Genomic DNA, 18072 nt, shown 5'->3' with positions numbered 1-18072 from the left:
GGAGCTCATTCGTCTGAGAGCAGGCCCTCTTCCTGAAGACCCTCAACGGCTTCAGCATCGACCACCTGCTCTTCCTTCAGCTCATTGTCGGCGTCCGGACGGGTGAACGCGGCGAAATTGCTCGCCGAGGGGTCGATGTTGTGGCGGGTGCGGGTGGCCTCGAGATCGGCGTCACTGGGGTCATCCAGCACCGCACTGGCGCTGGCCGCAGGGGGCATGTCGACGGTGTAGTCGGGGCGCAGGTTCTGCATGCGGCGGTAGCCGGCCGGGTCCTCCGAAAGGATGTCGGGGTGGGGGCCAGCCTCCTTCTGCAGCTCTTCTTCGAAGCCACTGAAGCCGGTACCTGCAGGAATCAGGCGACCGATGATCACGTTCTCCTTGAGACCACGCAGCCAGTCGCTCTTGCCCTCGATGGCGGCTTCGGTGAGCACCCGGGTCGTCTCCTGGAAGGAGGCGGCGGAGATGAAGCTGTCGGTGTTGAGGGATGCCTTGGTGATACCCAGCAGCACCGGGGTGAACTCGGCGGGAGCGCCACCGGTGATCGCCATGGCCTGGTTGGTGTCTTCCACCTGACGCAGTTCGATCAGCTCACCTGGCAACAGGGTGGTGTCGCCGGCATCTTCGACCCGCACCTTGCTGGTCATCTGACGGACGATCACCTCGATGTGCTTGTCGTCAATCGAGACGCCCTGGGACTTGTAGACGTTCTGAACCTCAGTCACCAGACGGTGCTGCAGGTTGGCGATCGCCTCCTGGGCGGCCTCCATAAGGGGCTTGCGGCTGCGCAGATCTTCGAAGTAGCACTCGAGCAACTCGTGGGGGTTGATCGGGCCATCGGTCAGCAGTTCACCAGCGGTGACCTGTTGGCCGTCGCTCACCATGATGTTGCGGCCGAGCAGGATCGGATATTCACCGATGGCGTCATCGGATTCGATCACGTTGACGGCGAGGGACTCGTCGTCTTCACCCTGCTTGATCTCAACGGTGCCGGGCTTCTTGCAGAGAATCGCGGATTCACGGGGGCGACGGGCCTCCAGCAATTCCTCGATTCGGGGCAGACCCTGAACGATGTCACCGGTCTTCTGGCGTTCGAACACCAGCAGGGCCAGGCCATCGCCGCGCTGCACCAGATCTCCATCACGCACGTGCAGGACGGAGTCGGGCGACACCATGTAGGGGCGTCCCAGACGCAGGGTGACGCTGTTGCCGCTGACGGCCTCGATCTCACCACAGCAGGTGGCTGTTTCGCCGTCGGCAAGGGCATCGCCATCGACAATCCGCTGACCGACGCTCACCACCGGCTTGCCGGAGGTGCTCAGGGTGGTGGTGTCTTCGGGGCGTTCCACGATCATCCGACGCACCGGGTCGGCTTCCGTTGCTTCAGGCAACTGCGCCAGACCGGCCTGCTTGCAGAGGATCTGCGTGGTGGCGACCACATCGCCAGCCTTCACAGACACGCCATCTTCGACCTGCAGCTCGGTGTGGGTTGAGCCGTGGCTGGAGTCGGACATGGTGTCGCGACGCACCAGGATCGACTCGAGGATCACAAGGCGCAGACGGGAAATGGTCTTGGCCCGCTTGTCGGGAGCCTTCTCTACATCCACCGTCATCTGCGGGGTGGTGTCGAAGGTCTCGAGCAGCAGCTGGGTCTTGAGCAGCTCCACACCTTCAACGGACTTGATCAGTTCGTTGTCCTTGAACGCCAGACGCTGGGTGGCCTTGATGCCGAGGTGAGGGCCATTGGCCTGCTTCACATGGGACAGCTCAGGCAGCTGGGCCTCGTTGGGAATGGTGTACTCCTCAACCGGACGCAGCAGCAGACCCTTGCCTTCGGGGGTCTCCACCGTCTGCACGTACTTCATCGTGTCAACGGACAGCCCCTTGGCGATGTCCTCGCCGGGGTTGACCATCTGGCCATCACCCTCGAAGCGCTCCAGCGCCTTGGCATCGGTGCAGAGGTGGAACTCACCACTGCGGACGATGATCTCGCGCAGGATGTCGTTCTTCTGGGTGACGGTGACGATGCCCGCGGTCTGGCTGAAGATGTCTTTGACAACCTCGGTGCCGGCCTCGATCCACTGACCGTCGGTGATCATCAACAAGGAGATGTCCTTGTTGATTTCGTGGGTCTCCTGGGGGATCCACAGCAGGGTGCCGCCCTTGTTGACCTCGTAACCGTTCTTGGCGGAACGGGCCTTCTTGATCGCCAGACCAGGGGCGAACTTCACCAGACCACCGGTGCCGGTGCGGAAACGGTCATCCGCCAGTTCAGCGATGACCTCACCGGAACCGATCTTGCTGCCAGGGATGGTGTTGAGGCGGTAACGGGTGCCGTCTTTGGCCTCGAGGTTCCAGATCTCACCAGAGTGGGTGGACTCCTCCAGCAGCTTGAAGTCCTTGAGGGTCATCGCCGTGGTGACGATCTGCACCTCACGGGAATCACCGATGGAGTCGCGCAGGCGCACTTCACCGCCGTACTCACTGCGCTGGCTGGCTTCGGCCAGCACCTGACCCTCAGTGACCTGGGTCTCACTGCTGACCACGGGCTGAGCGTTGGGCGGCAGGTTGTAGACGTCGCCGGAAAGCACCCACATCCGGCCGAGACGCTGGGCCTTGAGGGTGATGTTGCCCTGGCGGTCGGTGACCTCACGGGGCTGGATCGCCTCCTCGTAGCGCACCTGGCCGGCCAGGTCGCAGATCACATCCTTGGTGGCCTTCTCCACACTCTTCTTGACCGCACCAGCGGCGATCTGCGCCACGGTGACGTCGGCATCGATGTCAGCACCGTTGTCGACGAACAACAGGGAGCCGTTGGTGATCTCGATCTTCTGGGCCTTGCCCTTGCCGGACGGCTTGATCGTGAGGTTGAAATCAACCTCAGCCTGTTGGGCATTCACACCGTGGGGGGTGCGGTAGGGACGCACCCGCGCCTTGCTGCCAAACTCGACAGTGCCCGCCACCTTGGAGCGGACCACACCGGTCTCAGCGGTGGACACACCACCGGTGTGGAAGGTCCGCATGGTGAGCTGGGTTCCAGGCTCACCGATCGACTGGGCCGCGATGATGCCAACGGCTTCACCCAGGTCGACCAGTTCGTTGTGGGCCAGCGCCCAGCCGTAGCACTTGCGGCAAACGGAACGGTTGGCTTCACAGGTGAGCGGCGAACGCACACTCACGGCCTTGACGCCAGCGGCCTCGAAGGACTTGGACAGCGGCGGATCGATTTCGGTGTCGCGCTCAGCCAGCACCTCGCCATCGGCATTCACCACCTGGGCGGCGGTCAGGCGACCCACAAGCCGGCTGCCGAATTTGCCGTCCTCAGCGTCCACCACGATGTGGCGGGTCGTGCCGCAGTCGTCCTCACGGACGATCACATCCTGGGCAACGTCCACCAGACGACGGGTGAGGTAACCGGAGTCGGCGGTGCGCAGCGCCGTATCCACCAGACCCTTCCGGGCGCCATAGGAGGAGATGACGTACTCGGTGACCGTTAGACCCTCACGGAAGTTGGTGCGGATCGGAAGGTCGATGATTTCACCCTGCGGGTTGGCCATCAGGCCGCGCATGCCCACCAGCTGACGCACCTGGGACATGTTTCCCCGGGCGCCGGAGTTGGCCATCATCCACACCGAGTTCAGCGGTGCGTTCTCATCAAAGTTCTTTTTGACGGCATCCACCAGACGCTCGTTGGTCTCGGTCCAGGTGTCGATCACCTTGGTGTGACGCTCCACCTCGGTGATTTCACCGAGGCGATAGCGCTCCTCGGTGGCCGTGATCTGTTCCTCGGCCTGGCCCAGCAGATCCTTCTTCGCCTCGGGCACCTTGAGGTCGTCGACGGAGATCGACACAGCCGCCTGGGTGGCGTACTTGAAGCCAAGATCCTTGAGGTTGTCGGCCATGGCCGACGTCACCGCCGTGCCGTGGTTCTTGTAGGACCAGGCGACGAGCTGCTTGAGGGCCCGCTTGTCGATGACCTGGTTGCGGAACGGCGGTGGGGTCTTCGAGAGCGGACGCGATGCGCTCACGGGAGCCTCTTTGGCGGCCTTGGAGGCCTTGCTGGATTTGGACTTGCGGGATTTCGAGGACGAGGTCATGGCTGCGCGCGGATCAGGAGTTAAGGAGGAAGGACGTCTGGCTTGATTCAGGCGGCGGCCACCGCGTCGATGATCGTGTGATTCATCACCACGCGGCCCACAGTGGTGAGGATGTAGCGGCTGATCAGGGCACCGTCTTCATCGAAACGGTCGCGGCGGTAGCTCCACTCTTCAATGCGTGTGCCATCACTGAGGGATTCGCTCTTGCTGGGAGCATCCAGCTCTTCATCGTCCTGAACTTCACCGTTGAAGCGGACCCACACCCAGTCGTGCAGACCGATCCGGTTGTCTTCAAAGGCGTGGATGACATCCTCCAGACCCGCGAACGTGCAGCTGCGATCGCCGAAGTCGGGCTTGGAGACACCGGGTTGCAGCGCCGTCAAGTAGTAGGAGCCGAGCACCATGTCCTGGGACGGGGTGATGATCGGCTCACCGGTCGCAGGCGACAGGATGTTGTTGCTGGCCAGCATCAACATGCGGGCCTCGGTCTGCGCCTCGATGGCCAGGGGCACGTGAACGGCCATCTGGTCACCGTCAAAGTCAGCGTTGAAGGCTGGGCAGACGAGGGGGTGCAGCTGAATGGCACGGCCATCCACCAGCTTGGGTTCGAAGGCCTGAATGCCGAGACGGTGCAGGGTTGGAGCACGGTTCAGCAGGATCGGATGGCCGTCAATCACCTCTTGCAGCACCTGCATCACTTCATCGTCGGCCCGCTGAATCAGCTTCTTGGCCGCCTTGATGTTGTTAACGATGTTCTGGCGGATCAGGCGGTGGATCACGAAGGGCTGGAACAGCTCGATCGCCATCTCCTTGGGCAGACCGCACTGGTGCATCTTCAGCTTCGGACCCACCACGATCACGGAACGACCGGAGTAGTCGACCCGCTTACCCAGGAGGTTCTGACGGAAGCGGCCCTGCTTGCCTTCAATGATGTCGCTCAGTGACTTGAGCGGACGGTTGTTGGCACCCACGACGGTGCGACCGCGACGGCCGTTGTCGATCAGGGCGTCGACGGCCTCCTGCAGCATCCGCTTCTCGTTGCGGACGATGATTTCAGGGGCCAGGATTTCCTGGAGCCTGGCCAGACGGTTGTTGCGGTTGATCACCCGCCGGTAGAGATCGTTGAGATCGCTAGTGGCGAAGCGACCACCATCGAGCTGCACCATCGGGCGCAGGTCGGGCGGAATCACCGGGATCACATCCAGCACCATCCACTCGGGACGAGCGTTGGTGGCGATGAAGTTGTCGATCACGCGCAGACGCTTGATCAACTTGGCGCGCTTCTGACCCTTGCTGCCGTTGATCTCCTCACGCAGCTGCTCAGCCACTTCATCGAGGGTGAGGTCTTCCAGCAGTTGCTTGAGGGCCTCTGCACCGATGCCCACCACGGGCTCGTTCTCAATCTCGGAATCTTCGGCGTAGATCTCGTCTTCAATCTCCAGCCACTCGTCTTCGGTGAGCAGCTGCTTGTACTTCAGGTCCTTGTGGTCGCCGGGATCCAGCACCACATAGCAGTTGAAGTAGACGATCTGCTCCACATCCCGCAGGGGCATGTCCAGCAGGATGGCCACGTAGCTGGGGATCCCCTTCAGGTACCAGACGTGGGAGACGGGGGCCGCCAGCTTGATGAAGCCCATGCGGTGACGACGCACGCGGCTCTCGGTGACCTCCACACCGCAGCGTTCACAAACGATGCCCCGGTGACGCACGCGCTTGTACTTGCCGCAGTGGCATTCCCAGTCTTTGGACGGGCCAAAGATCTTTTCGCAGAACAGCCCGTCCATCTCGGGCTTGAGGGTGCGGTAGTTGATGGTCTCCGGCTTGGTGACCTCACCGACCACCTGGCCGTTGGGCAGGGTGCGCTGTCCCCACTCCATCACCCGATCGGGTGAGGCGAGGGTGATCTTGACGTAATCGAAGTGGTTCTCGGTGCGGAGGTTGCTGTTGGTCATTGACGGTTAAGGAAGAAGGAGCGGGGAATCGGTTCGTTCGTTGATCCGTCAGTCCTCGTCGTAATCCGCGACGCCGAGGGATTCGTAGGTGGGCCTGCTGGGGGTGCTGCGACGTGGGTTCACGTCCTGCATCAGATCCACTTCCTTGCCTTCGTCGGTGTAGACGGCGATGTCCAGACCCAGGGACTGAAGCTCGCGCATCAGCACCTTGAAGGATTCCGGTGTACCCGGGCGGGGAATCGGCTTGCCCTTGACGATGGCGTTGAGGGCCTCGTTGCGGCCCTGCATGTCGTCGGACTTGACCGTGAGCAGTTCCTGCAGGGTGTATGCGGCGCCATAGGCCTCGAGGGCCCACACCTCCATCTCACCCAGACGCTGACCACCTTGCTGTGCCTTACCGCCCAGGGGCTGCTGGGTGACCAGGGAGTAGGGGCCGGTGGAACGGGCGTGAATCTTGTCGTCCACCAGGTGAACCAGCTTGAGGAAGTGGGAGTAACCCACGGCCACGGGCTGATCGAAGGGCAGACCGGTGCGGCCATCCCGCAGCTGCAGCTTGCCGGGATCCTCAGGGTCGTACACCCAACCCTTGCCGGGCTGCTTGGCGGCTTCCTTGAGGAAGGTCTCGACGGTCTGCTGGGACTTCTCAGCGCCGTGCATTTCATCGAAGGGAACGATGCGCACGCGGCAATCCAGGTTGGACGCGGCCCAACCCATCAACAGCTCGAACACCTGACCCACATTCATCCGGCTCGGCACACCCAGGGGGTTGAGCACGATGTCGACCGGGGTGCCGTCGGGCAGATAGGGCATGTCCTCCCGGGGAAGGATGCGGCTGATGATGCCCTTGTTGCCGTGGCGACCAGCCATCTTGTCGCCGACCTGGATCTTGCGGCGCTGGGCCACATACACCCGCACCACCATGTTGGCGCCGGGGGGAAGCTCATCACCCTGTTCACGGGTGTAGATGCGCACATCGACAACGCGGCCACGCTCGGTGCCGGGCACCCGCAAGGAGTTGTCGCGCACGTCGCGCGCCTTCTCACCGAAGATCGCACGCAGCAGCTTCTCTTCGGGCGGCTGATCGGATTCACCCTTGGGCGTCACCTTGCCCACGAGGATGTCGCCGCTTTCAACGAAAGCGCCCACGCGGATGATGCCCATCTCGTCGAGGTTGCCCAGGCTTTCCTCAGCGACGTTGGGAATTTCGCGAGTGATCTCTTCAGGTCCGAGCTTGGTCTGACGCGCTTCGATCTCGTACTTCTCGATGTGAACCGAGGTGTAGAGGTCGTCGGTGACCAGACGCTCGCTGACCAGCAGCGCGTCCTCGTAGTTGTAACCCTCCCAGGGCATGTAAGCGATCAGAACGTTCTGACCCAGGGCGATTTCACCGCCTTCACAGGCGGAACCATCCGCCATCACCTGGCCGACGATCACCGGATCGCCGCAGCGGACGATCGGGCGCTGGTTCAGGCAGGTGTCCTGGTTGGAGCGCTGATACTTCTGCAGGAAGTGGGTGTGGTCATTGCCGTCCTCGTCCTGAACAACGATGGCGTTGGCATCCACATATGTAACGGTGCCATTCACCCGGGAGATCGGCACCATGCCGGAGTCGCGGGCCACCTGGGTTTCCAGGCCGGTGCCCACCAGGGCACGCTCAGGACGCAGCAACGGCACAGCCTGACGCTGCATATTGGAGCCCATCAGGGCGCGGTTGGCATCGTCGTGCTCCAGGAAGGGGATCAGGGACGTTGCCACGGAAATCACCTGCACCGGTGACAGAGCGACGTAGTCGACCTGCTCAGGGGGAACCTTCTCGAAGTCCTGGCGGTAACGCACAGGAATCAGATCCGCCGAGATCCGGCCGTCGTCCTCGGTGGCCACGTCACCAGGGGCGACGCGCACTTCGTCTTCCCGGTCGGCAGACAGGTAGATCGGATCGCCATCCTTCAGAACGACACCGTTCTCCACCTTCCAGAACGGCGTTTCGATGAAGCCGTATTCGTTGACCCGGGCGTGGGTGGCCAGGGAGTTGATCAGACCAGCGTTGGGGCCTTCCGGCGTCTCAATCGGGCAGAGACGGCCGTAGTGGGAGGGGTGAATGTCGCGGACGGCGAAGCCGGCACGCTCACGGGTGAGACCGCCGGGTCCAAGGGCCGAGATGCGGCGCTTGTGGGTGAGCTCAGCCAGAGGGTTGGTCTGGTCCATGAACTGGCTCAGCTGGCTGGAGCCGAAGAACTCCTTGATCGCCGCCACCAGGGGCTTGGGGTTCACCAACTGGGCCGGGGTCAGCGAATCGGTTTCGCCGACGGTCATCCGTTCCTTGATGATCCGCTCAAGACGGTTCAGACCCACCCGAACCTGGTTCTGCAGGAGTTCGCCCACTGAACGCACGCGGCGGTTGCCGAGGTGATCGATGTCGTCGAGGCTGGCGCCGCCGACATCCAGTTCCAGGTTGATCAGGTAATCGAGGGTGGAGAGCACGTCCTCATGGGTGAGGGTGCGCACCGTGTCGGGGATGGTGAGGCGCAGCTTCTTGTTGATCTTGTAGCGGCCGACCCGACCGAGGTCGTAGCGCTTGGGATCAAAGAAACGGGTCTGCAGCAGCTGCTGACCGCCACTCACTGAGGGGGGTTCACCCGGACGGAGTTTCTTGTAGAGCTCAAGCAGCGCTTGGTCTTCCGAGCTGATGCCCTCGTCGTTGGCGGCATCAATGGACTTCTTGTAGAACTCGGGGTGACGCAGCTTGTCGAGCACATCGTTGTCAGACAGACCCATGGCACGCATGAGCACGTGCGCGTTGATCTTGCGGGTCTTGTCCACACGAACGTGGAGCAAGTCGTTCTTATCTGTTTCAAACTTCAGCCAGGCACCCCGGTTGGGGATGACGCTGGCGTTGTAAGTGCGCCGGCCGTTCTTGTCCATTTCATCCTTGAAATAGACACCAGGGCTGCGCACGATCTGGTTCACGATCACGCGCTCAGCGCCGTTGATGATGAAAGTGCCGCGCTCGGTCATCAGCGGCAGTTCGCCGATGAAGACCTCCTGCTCCTTAATCTCACCGGTCTCCTTGTTGACCAGGCGGCAGGTCACATACATCTGTGACGCGAAGGTCGCATCACGGCGCTTGGCCTCTTCCACATCGTGGCGGGGGCGCTTCAGGCGGTACTCGCTACCGATGAAGTGCAGCTCCAGCTTGCCGGTGTAATCCGTGATCGGAGAGAAGCTTTCCAGCTCCTCGATCAGACCTTGATCCAAAAACCACTTAAAGCTGGCCCGCTGCACCTCCACCAGATCAGGGAGGTAGGTGGCGGTCTTGGCGACCTGAATCGCGCTGCTGCTCATGCGGGGACCGGCAGAGAGGACGAAGGGACTGGGGAGGACTGGATTGGCGGCAGAAGCTCACCTGACAGGACGATTCGACACAACAGCGGCACCGACGGTTTCCAGGACGGAACCGACAGCGCCGCTGCTGCTGTTCAGAAATCGCGGGTCAGATCAGCTGACGACGACAAGTGCACCGGAAGGAAATGGACGCTTCAGGCACCACACACAAGACGGAATCCTGCGCATGGCCAGGCCAATACAACATCTTACATATGGACTCGACACCCTTGGAACTCCGGTTAAGGGAGTCCGAACAAACGCCGGGCGTTAGCGGTACTGCTGCAGGCCACGCTGTCGAGATCCACGCCGCGCAGCTCAGCCACCCGCATGGCAACGGAAGCCACGAAGGCCGGCTCATTGCGCTTGCCGCGGCGGGGCACAGGAGCCAGAAAAGGGCAATCGGTTTCCACCAGGAAACGATCCTCCGGCACCTGACGGGCGCAGTCGTGGGTGGGCTCCGCCTTGGGGAAGGTGACGGTGCCGCTGAAGCTGATGTAGAAGCCGAGCTCCAGGAACTGGTGCATTTCATCGGGGGTACCGCCCCAGCAATGCATCACCCCTCCGGGGCAACGGCCCTGCGCCTTGCGGGCCCGCAGTTCCTCCAGCATCGGCTCGGCGGCATCCCGGCAGTGAATGATCACCGGCAGGTTCAACTCAACCGCCAGGTCCAATTGAGGGCGCAGCACAGCAAGCTGCTCCTCGAGATTCTTGTCTCGGAAGAGATCGAGGCCGAGCTCGCCGATGGCGACCACCCGATCGTCCTCCAGAGCTGCCCGGCGCAGCACCGCCACCGTGTCATCCCGCCAATGCTCGGTGTCCAGGGGATGGACGCCGACGGAATAACGCATCTCCGGGAATCGATCCGCCAGGGCGCGGATCGCCGGGATTTCGGAGGGTTCGACGCAGGCGTGCAGCAGTGCACCAACCCCAGCCTCACGCCAGCGTGAGGCCACCTCATCGAGGTCGTCGTCAAAGTTGCGGAAGACGATGTGACAGTGGCTGTCGATCAACGTCGGGGTGGGGGACACAGCTGGGCCGAAACGCGCTTTCGGCCCATTCTGCCGGTTGAAACCGAATCAGCTGGCGGGCTCGAGCACCTTGCGCACGGCCGCACTGAGGCGGGACTTCTGGTTGGCCCCGTTGTTGCGGTGCAGCACACCCACCTTGACGGCCTTGTCGATCTTGCTGAAGGCGGCACGCATGGAGGTCTGCACGCTGGCCTTGGCTTCATCACCAGGGGTTGCGCTGTAGGCGTCACAGGCGGCGAAGCAGCGCTTCATCAGGGTGCGCATCGACGACTTGTAGGTGCGGTTGCGCAGACGGTTGCGCTCAGCAATCTCAATCCGCTTCTTGGCTGACTTGTTATTGGCCACTGAGGCTTCAACGTTGCGAACAATCCAGCACCTTACTCCTTGACAGGACCCCCTTCCCTGGGTTGTGGAGTCCTAACTTGACCGAACTCTCCCTCTGTTCCTTTGTCTGTGAGCCAGCCGGCCGTTGCTCCCCTTCGCATCGTGCGGGATCTGGACCGGGCCCAGAAGGAGCTGAAACGGTTGTCGAGCCGCACCACACAAACCCAGCAGGGTGAAGCCCGTGAGCGGGTTGAAGCCATTCTCACAGCGGTGCGCGACCGCGGTGATGCCGCCATTGCCGACTTCACCGAACGGTTCGATGGCTTCCGGCCCGATCCAATGGCGGTGTCCCCCGAGGCCCTCGAACAGGCCTGGACGTCGCTGCCGACCAACCTGCGGGATGCCCTGGAGCTGGCCCATCGCCGCATCACCGACTTCCACCAACGCCAACGTCCCGCCGATCTGGCGGTGACGGGCCCCCACGGCGAACGGCTTGGGCGGCGCTGGCGGCCAGTGGAGAGGGCGGGTCTATACGTGCCAGGAGGACGGGCGGCTTACCCCAGCACCGTGCTGATGAATGCGGTGCCAGCCCGGGTCGCCGGCGTCAAAGACGTGGTGATCTGTTCCCCCGCCGGACGTGATGGTGCGGTGAACCCCGTGGTGCTGGCAGCGGCCCACCTGGCCGGCGTGAAGACGGTGTTCCGCCTCGGAGGTGCCCAGGCTGTCGCCGCCATGGCCTATGGCAGCGACAGCGTTCCCAAGGTGGACGTGATCAGTGGCCCCGGAAACCTCTACGTCACCCTGGCGAAACAGGCGGTGTACGGCCAGGTGGCCATCGATTCCCTGGCGGGACCAAGCGAAGTGCTGGTGATTGCAGACCACTCCGCCAAGCCCGATCAGGTGGCAGCGGATCTGTTGGCGCAGGCGGAGCACGACCCCCTGGCGGCGGCGGTGCTGATCACCACCGACCCTGCACTGGCCGACGGGATCAACGCCGCAGTGGCCGAACAGCTGGCCGATCACCCCCGCCAGGAGATCTGCGAAGCCGCTCTGCGGGACTGGGGTCTGGTGGTGGTCTGCGACGACCTCGAAAGCTGTGCCCGCCTGAGCGACAGCTTCGCCCCAGAACACCTGGAGCTGCTGCTGGAGCGACCCGAACCACTGGCGGATCGCATTCAGAACGCCGGAGCCATTTTCCTGGGCCCCTGGTCTCCAGAAGCGGTGGGGGATTACCTGGCAGGCCCGAACCACACGCTGCCCACCTGTGGAGCCGCGCGTTTCAGCGGGGCCCTCAGTGTTGAGACCTTCATGCGCCACACCTCGCTGATCGGTTTCAACCGGGCTGCCCTGGAAGCAACGGGTTCAGCTGTGCAGGAGCTGGCCACCAGTGAAGGCCTGCACAGCCACGCTGAATCGGTGCGGCGGCGCCTCAGCTGAGGCGCTTCTCCAGGCTGCGGACACCCGCCACACCATCGGTGATCTCACCGACCAACACCTCATCGGTGATGTTGACGAACAGGCCGTTCTCCAGCACACCGGGGATGTTGTTGATCGTCTGCTCCAGGGCCACTGGATCGCTGATGCCGCCATCGAGCTTGGCATCCAGCACCAGGTTGCCCTGATCGGTAACCACAGGGCCGGCCTTGCGCTGGGCCATGCGCAGCTCAGCGCTGCCCCCGAGTGCTTCCAGCTGCTGCTTCACCTGGCGCCAGGCCCCGGGGAGCACTTCCACCGGCAGCAGAAAACCGAGGTTGAGACGGTCCACCAGTTTGGTGGAGTCCACCACCACCACAAACCGATCCGCCCGTGCCGCCACGAGTTTCTCCTGCACGTGGCAGGCGCCACCACCCTTGATCAATTGGAAGCCAGGGTCGACTTCGTCGGCACCATCGATGGCCAGATCAATCCGGCTGACGGCGTTGAGACTGAGCAGGGGGATGTTGAGCTCAGCGGCCAGCACCTCTCCTTGGAAGGACGTGGTGACACCGACGATGTCTTTGAGTTCTCCGCTGGCGAGCTTGGCCCCCAGGCCCTGAATCATCAGAGCGGCGGTGGAGCCTGATCCCAGGCCCAGCACCATGCCGTCCTTGATCTGTTCCACGGCGGCATCAGCCACCGCCTGCTTCATCTGGGTCTGTAGATCAGCCATCGGGTCACGTCCTTTGGGCGCGACCGTAGCAAGAGGTTTCAGGCCATCCCAGGCAGGGGCTCCGGTTTGACGGACAGGGTGAGCTCGCGGCCGGCCCGCAGCACTTTCAGAGGCAGGGGAACATCGATGGCGGCGGCATCCACCACCTCGAGCAGCGCCTGAGGATCGGCAATGTCGCGCTCATCCACCGTGATCAGCAGATCGCCGCGGCGCAATCCTGCTTTTTCTGCCGGGCCATCGGGCAGCACGGCTTGCACCAGGGCACCGCTGCGTTCCGGCAGCTGCACCAGGGCATTGGGGTCCTTGTTGTGCTCGCGCGCGATACGCGGTGTGAGCGCCACCAGCTGCAGACCGATGTAGGGGTGCACCACTTCACCCTGCTGCTGGAGCTGATCAGCCACCCGGCGGGCCAGGTTGATCGGGATGGCAAAACCGAGGCCGGCCCCAGGGCCCGACCGCACCAGGGTGTTGATGCCAATCACCTGGCCATCGCCGTTCACCAAGGGCCCACCGGAATTACCGGGGTTGATGGCGGCATCGGTCTGAATCAGTTCCAGCCGTTTGTCGGCGAAGCCAAGGCTGTTGATGTTGCGGTGCAGGCTGCTGACGATGCCCAAGGTCACCGTGCGTTCCAATCCAAACGGGGTGCCGAGGGCGATCGCCCAATCGCCCACCTGCATGGCTTCCGAATCACCAAGTGGAGCCCGTGGCGGCAGTTGATCGCCCTCGAGACGCACCAAGGCCAGGTCTGTCACCGCATCGGTGCCCACAACCCGTCCATCCCGCTGTTCCCCGTCGGCCAGGGTGACGCTGACGGACTCCACCCGATCCACCACATGGGCATTGGTGAGCACAAGGCCCTTGGCATCGATCACCACACCAGAGCCTTGGCCCCGTTCCCGCTCCGGACCTGCCGGAGGGTCCCCCAGCAGGTCCCGCAGCAGGGGATCAAGCAGCGTGGGGTCAAACGGCTGACGTTCAACGGTGCGCTCGGTGTCGATCCGAACCACCGCCGGCGCCACCCGCTGAACGGCATCGGCCACAAAGCTGTGCTCCAGGGCCTGCGCTGAGTCACCTTCACCGACCAGAACCGCTACGGCCATCAGAACGGCCAGGAGTTGACGCAGGGCGTACCGCAACACAAGACCTCTAATTGCCTTCTTTTTATCGGATCCAGCCGGAGAAACGGGCCCTGGTCCAAATCGATCGCAATCTCAGAACCTCCATTGCGATGCGCGGATGACCCAGAACGAGCTGAATCACCCGTTCTCAATCCTCAGCGTTGACTGGGAGGGCAATTTCTCCACCTTCGACCCTGAACTGCTTTCGGTGGCCAGCGACCGCTACGGCAGCTTCAACCTTGGCAACATCAAGGATCTGTCGCTGGTGGAGTCCACCCACACCGAGCAGTTCCATCGGCTCATGGCCAACATGACCAGCGGCGTGGAGACCTGCCACAAGAGCTGCGAATACTTCGGCCTCTGCGGCGGGGGCAACGGCAGCAACAAGTTCTGGGAACACGGCACCCTCGCCTCATGCGAAACCAACGCCTGCCGCTTCGGCACCCAGATCCCCACGCAAGTGCTGTTGGAGCGCTTTGAAGAAGGCCCTCCCCTGACGCCACTCACACCCAATCCATCGGGGTCTTGATGCGATCGATCGCACAGAGGCTCTTGCGTCCACTGCTTAGGGTCAGACCGTTTGTGAGCTTCACCCTTGAGCGAATCCACCGCTTCACAACGCTGTGAGCTCTGCCAGGTCGTGATCGAAGACCACCCTGGCCTTCCCGATGTGGTGACGTTCAGCAATGGCCCCCAGGGCAGCCGCAGCAAACTCTGGAGCCGCGTCTGCCAGTACGTGACCGATCCGGAGCGTCGACGCCTCTGCATCAATCAGGATCTCGACGGGCGCGGCGCCGAACAGCCGGGCGACGCCTTCCCCGATGCTCCACCCATCGATCTGGGCAACAGCTGACGGCGGGCAGACGGTCCCGTACATTGAAGGTGTGTCCGACGGGCATCTCCCTGCGGGAGATCGGTCACAACTGAAATGCACGTCGGGCCGACGTCCGCCCTCAGTTCGCGTTGCCTCATCCTCTGCTTCCGGATCTCGAAACGCTGGTCACCGATGTGGCCGCCAGCAAAGGCTTTGCCCTTTGCGGCATTCAGCTGCTCACCCACATGAGCCCGATGACCCTGGAAGTGCAGATCCGCCACAGCAGTGGAGCGGATGTGAGCCTTGATGACTGCGCCGGTTTCAGTGGCGTGCTGGGAGATGCCCTTGAGGCCTCCACCCTGCTCACTGACGCGTATGTTCTGGAGATCAGCAGTCCCGGCATCGGCGATCAGCTGTCCAGCGATCGCGACTTTGAAACCTTCCGTGGGTTCCCCGTGGAGGTTCATCACCGCGACAAGGACGACAGCGAGCAACGCCTGGAGGGCCTCTTGCTCGAACGCGACGCCGACACGCTGCAGATCAACATTCGCGGGCGAATCAAACGGATTCCCCGGGATTGCGTGATCGATGTCCGCCTCACGAGTCCAGGCAGCTGAACCCAGCGTTCACACCCCTGCAACCGCTCCCTTCCTTTCCCCTAACCCAACGCGATGGCTCTCGTCCTGCTTCCCGGTCTCAGCAACCTGATCGACGACATCAGCGAAGAGAAGAAGCTGCCGCCCCAGGTGGTGGAGGCGGCCCTGCGGGAGGCCCTGCTGAAGGGCTATGAGCGCTACCGGCGCACCCTGTACATCGGCATCAGCGAAGACCCCTTTGATGAGGAGTACTTCAGCAACTTCGACGTTGGCCTCGATCTTGAGGAGGAGGGCTACCGAGTTCTCGCCAGCAAGATCATTGTTGATGAGGTGGAGAGCGAAGACCACCAGATCGCGATCGCCGAGGTGATGCAGGTGGCCGATGACGCCCAGGTGGGCGACACGGTGGTGCTGGATGTCACCCCAGAGAAAGAGGACTTCGGCCGGATGGCCGCCGCCACCACTAAGCAGGTGCTGGCCCAGAAGCTGCGGGATCAGCAGCGCCGCATGATCCAGGAGGAATTCGCTGATCTGGAGGATCCGGTGCTGACGGCCCGGGTGATCCGCTTCGAGCGCCAGTCGGTGATCATGGCGGTCAGCTCAGGCCTGGGCCGTCCGGAAGTGGAGGCTGAACTCCCCCGGCGCGATCAACTGCCCAACGATAACTACCGCGCCAACGCCACCTTCAAGGTCTTCCTGAAAGAGGTGAGCGAAGTGCCCCGCCGGGGACCGCAGTTGTTCGTCAGCCGCTCCAATGCCGGCTTGGTGGTCTACCTGTTCGAGAACGAAGTTCCCGAAATTCAGGAAGGGTCCGTTCGGATCGTGGCCGTGGCCCGTGAGGCCAATCCCCCCTCCCGTTCCGTGGGCCCCCGGACCAAGGTGGCCGTCGACAGCATCGAACGCGAGGTGGATCCCGTCGGCGCCTGCATCGGCGCCCGCGGCTCCCGCATTCAGCAGGTAGTGAACGAACTGCGTGGAGAAAAAATCGACGTGATCCGCTGGTCGCAGGATCCGGGCCAGTACATCGCCAACTCCCTCAGCCCCGCTCGGGTGGAAATGGTGCGGCTGGTGGATCCCGTGGGCCAGCACGCCCATGTGCTGGTGCCCCCCGATCAGCTGAGCCTGGCCATCGGCCGCGAAGGCCAGAACGTGCGTTTGGCCGCCCGACTCACCGGCTGGAAGATCGACATCAAGAACTCCACTGAATACGACCAAGAGGCAGAGGATGCCGTGGTGGCAGAGCTGATCTCCCAGCGGGAGGAGGAGGAAGCCCTGCAGCAGCAAGCCGAAGAACGACTGGCCGCCGAACAGGCCGCCCGGGCGGAAGAGGATGCACGCCTGCGGGAGCTGTATCCGCTGCCCGAAGACGAAGAGGAGTACGGCGAGGAGCAGGCCGAGCAGGAGTTCTCTGTGGAGGAGCCCGCTGAGGTGGAAGCCGGCAGCGAAACCGAGTTCGAGGCCGAGGCTGAAGGCACGGACGCAGCGGCTGAAGCCGATGCCGAGCCCGATCAGGAGCAGGTCCGGTGAGTGACCGCCCCGTCCTGCGTCGCTGCGTGGCCTGCCGCCAGCTCTTGGATCGCCGCCAACTCTGGAGGGTGATCCGCGACCATCAGGACGGAGTTCTCCTCGATAAGGGGATGGGCCGTTCGGCCTATCTCTGCCGCGAGGAGAACTGCCTTGAGGAGGCGACCCGTCGCAAGCGTCTGCAGAAAGCCCTGCGTTGTCAGGTTCCCGAAACAGTGCTTGCGGTGTTGAAACAGCGGCTTAACCAAAGCGTTGGTGAATCCGCTGAGGCAGACTGAACATTGGCCCCACCTTGTGCGAGGCCACCGCGGCATTCCATGCCCGGACCGATCGGAGACCCGAACTGAATGACCAGCAGCGGCAAAGTCAGAATTTACGAGCTGTCCAAGGACCTCGGCCTTGAGAACAAGGACGTGCTGGATGCGGCTGAAAAGCTGTCGATCGCTGCGAAGAGCCACAGCAGCTCGATCAGTGACGCTGAAGCCGGAAAGATCCGTTCGCTCCTCGGCAAGGGCGGGAATGGTGCGAAACCCGCTGCCGCGGCCCCTGCCAAGCCCGCAGCTGGCAAGGCCATCCTCTCGGTGAAGAAAGCGGCCCCCGCCGCGCCAAGCAAGCCCGCCCCAGCGGCGAGCAAACCGGTCGCCAAGCCTGTGGCTGCCAAGCCCGTGGCGGCTGCCAAACCGCAGGCGGCCCCGAAGCCTCCCGCAGCGGCCACGCCCAAACCGGTGATCAGCAAGCCAGCGGCTGCACCGGTGAAAGCCTCAGCAGCACCGGCGCGGCCCGCCGCTCCTCAGAAACCCCCCGCAGCCCCAGCGCGACCAACGGCGGCAAAACCCGTTCCACGACCTGCCGCGGCCAAGCCGCAGGTTGTCAGCAAGCCGGCTGCAGGCAAACCGGAACTGGTGAGCAAGCCCAAGGCTGCTGCCAAACCCACGGCACCCACACCGGCTCGCCCGACCCCACGCCCCGCAGGGGCTGGAAGCCCAGCGCGGCCCACCCCTGGCCAGGGGCAGCCCAAGCCACAGATCATCCGCGCAGGAGCTCCATCTCGGTCCGGCGCGCCCACCCGTGCCGGTGCCCCCACAA

Annotated in this window: 13 protein-coding genes and 1 pseudogene; 7 read left to right on the top strand and 7 right to left on the bottom strand. The window is 63.2% G+C overall.

Translation table 11 applies throughout. The annotated features are described in order from the left end of the window. Positions 1–5: 5 nt before the first annotated feature. The 5 genes from NCN05_RS11030 to rpsT all read right to left on the bottom strand — a co-directional run bounded on the left by NCN05_RS11030 (position 6) and on the right by rpsT (position 10803). The gene (locus NCN05_RS11030; RefSeq protein WP_250398118.1) at positions 6–4094 is read right to left on the bottom strand and encodes a DNA-directed RNA polymerase subunit beta'; all 4089 of its coding nucleotides are present in this window, start codon (positions 4092–4094) and stop codon (positions 6–8) included. A 47-nt stretch (positions 4095–4141) separates the two neighbouring features. After that, a complete protein-coding gene (locus tag NCN05_RS11025; protein ID WP_115080893.1) occupies positions 4142–6046 on the bottom strand; it encodes a DNA-directed RNA polymerase subunit gamma in 1905 nt (634 codons plus the stop codon). A gap of 48 nt (positions 6047–6094) precedes the next feature. Continuing rightward, a complete protein-coding gene (gene rpoB, locus NCN05_RS11020) occupies positions 6095–9388 on the bottom strand; it encodes a DNA-directed RNA polymerase subunit beta (protein WP_038553495.1) in 3294 nt (1097 codons plus the stop codon). Between the two features lie 281 nt (positions 9389–9669). Next, on the bottom strand, positions 9670–10458 hold the full coding sequence (locus tag NCN05_RS11015) for a TatD family hydrolase (protein WP_250398117.1): 789 nt from the start codon (positions 10456–10458) through the stop codon (positions 9670–9672). Between the two features lie 48 nt (positions 10459–10506). Next, positions 10507–10803 carry a 30S ribosomal protein S20 gene (rpsT, locus tag NCN05_RS11010; RefSeq protein WP_011365018.1) on the bottom strand — a complete coding sequence of 99 codons (297 nt, stop codon included), beginning with the start codon at positions 10801–10803 and terminating at the stop codon, positions 10507–10509. Between the two features lie 108 nt (positions 10804–10911). Between rpsT and hisD the strand changes: the two genes are divergently transcribed. Next, the gene (gene hisD / locus NCN05_RS11005; RefSeq protein ID WP_250398116.1) at positions 10912–12219 is read left to right on the top strand and encodes a histidinol dehydrogenase; all 1308 of its coding nucleotides are present in this window, start codon (positions 10912–10914) and stop codon (positions 12217–12219) included. Here hisD and rpiA read toward each other — a convergent pair. Together rpiA and NCN05_RS10995 are read right to left on the bottom strand one after the other, a co-directional pair. Continuing rightward, positions 12212–12931, bottom strand: coding sequence for a ribose-5-phosphate isomerase RpiA (rpiA, locus tag NCN05_RS11000; RefSeq protein ID WP_115010040.1), 720 nt, complete (start codon positions 12929–12931; stop codon positions 12212–12214). The two genes, hisD and rpiA, sit on opposite strands and share 8 nt — an antisense overlap. 38 nt (positions 12932–12969) lie before the next feature. Continuing rightward, entirely contained in the window at positions 12970–14034 is a 1065-nt protein-coding gene (locus tag NCN05_RS10995) for a trypsin-like peptidase domain-containing protein (RefSeq protein ID WP_115081069.1), read from the bottom strand. A 133-nt stretch (positions 14035–14167) separates the two neighbouring features. Here NCN05_RS10995 and NCN05_RS10990 point away from each other — a divergent pair. The 6 genes and pseudogenes from NCN05_RS10990 to NCN05_RS10965 all read left to right on the top strand — a co-directional run. Continuing rightward, positions 14168–14581 (top strand): annotated as a pseudogene (locus NCN05_RS10990) (cyclophane-forming radical SAM/SPASM peptide maturase GrrM/OscB); the annotation flags it as partial. Between the two features lie 66 nt (positions 14582–14647). Beyond that, a complete protein-coding gene (locus NCN05_RS10985) occupies positions 14648–14905 on the top strand; it encodes a hypothetical protein (protein WP_250398115.1) in 258 nt (85 codons plus the stop codon). 110 nt (positions 14906–15015) lie between these two features. Continuing rightward, positions 15016–15483 (top strand): ribosome maturation factor RimP, encoded by a 468-nt coding sequence (gene rimP, locus NCN05_RS10980; RefSeq protein WP_250398114.1) that lies wholly within the window; start codon positions 15016–15018, stop codon positions 15481–15483. A 54-nt stretch (positions 15484–15537) separates the two neighbouring features. Beyond that, the gene (gene nusA / locus NCN05_RS10975) at positions 15538–16989 is read left to right on the top strand and encodes a transcription termination factor NusA (RefSeq protein ID WP_250398113.1); all 1452 of its coding nucleotides are present in this window, start codon (positions 15538–15540) and stop codon (positions 16987–16989) included. After that, a complete protein-coding gene (locus NCN05_RS10970; RefSeq protein ID WP_114989435.1) occupies positions 16986–17264 on the top strand; it encodes a YlxR family protein in 279 nt (92 codons plus the stop codon). Before nusA ends, NCN05_RS10970 begins: the two co-directional genes overlap by 4 nt. A gap of 69 nt (positions 17265–17333) precedes the next feature. Beyond that, positions 17334–18072, top strand: a 739-nt coding sequence (locus NCN05_RS10965; RefSeq protein ID WP_250398112.1) for a translation initiation factor IF-2 N-terminal domain-containing protein, incomplete at its 3' end; no start/stop codon positions are given.

Source organism: Synechococcus sp. MU1651 (assembly GCF_023630635.1).
Lineage (GTDB): Bacteria > Cyanobacteriota > Cyanobacteriia > PCC-6307 > Cyanobiaceae > Parasynechococcus.
Note: the sequence above shows the minus strand (reverse complement) of the source record. Positions and strands in the feature narration are given on the sequence as shown.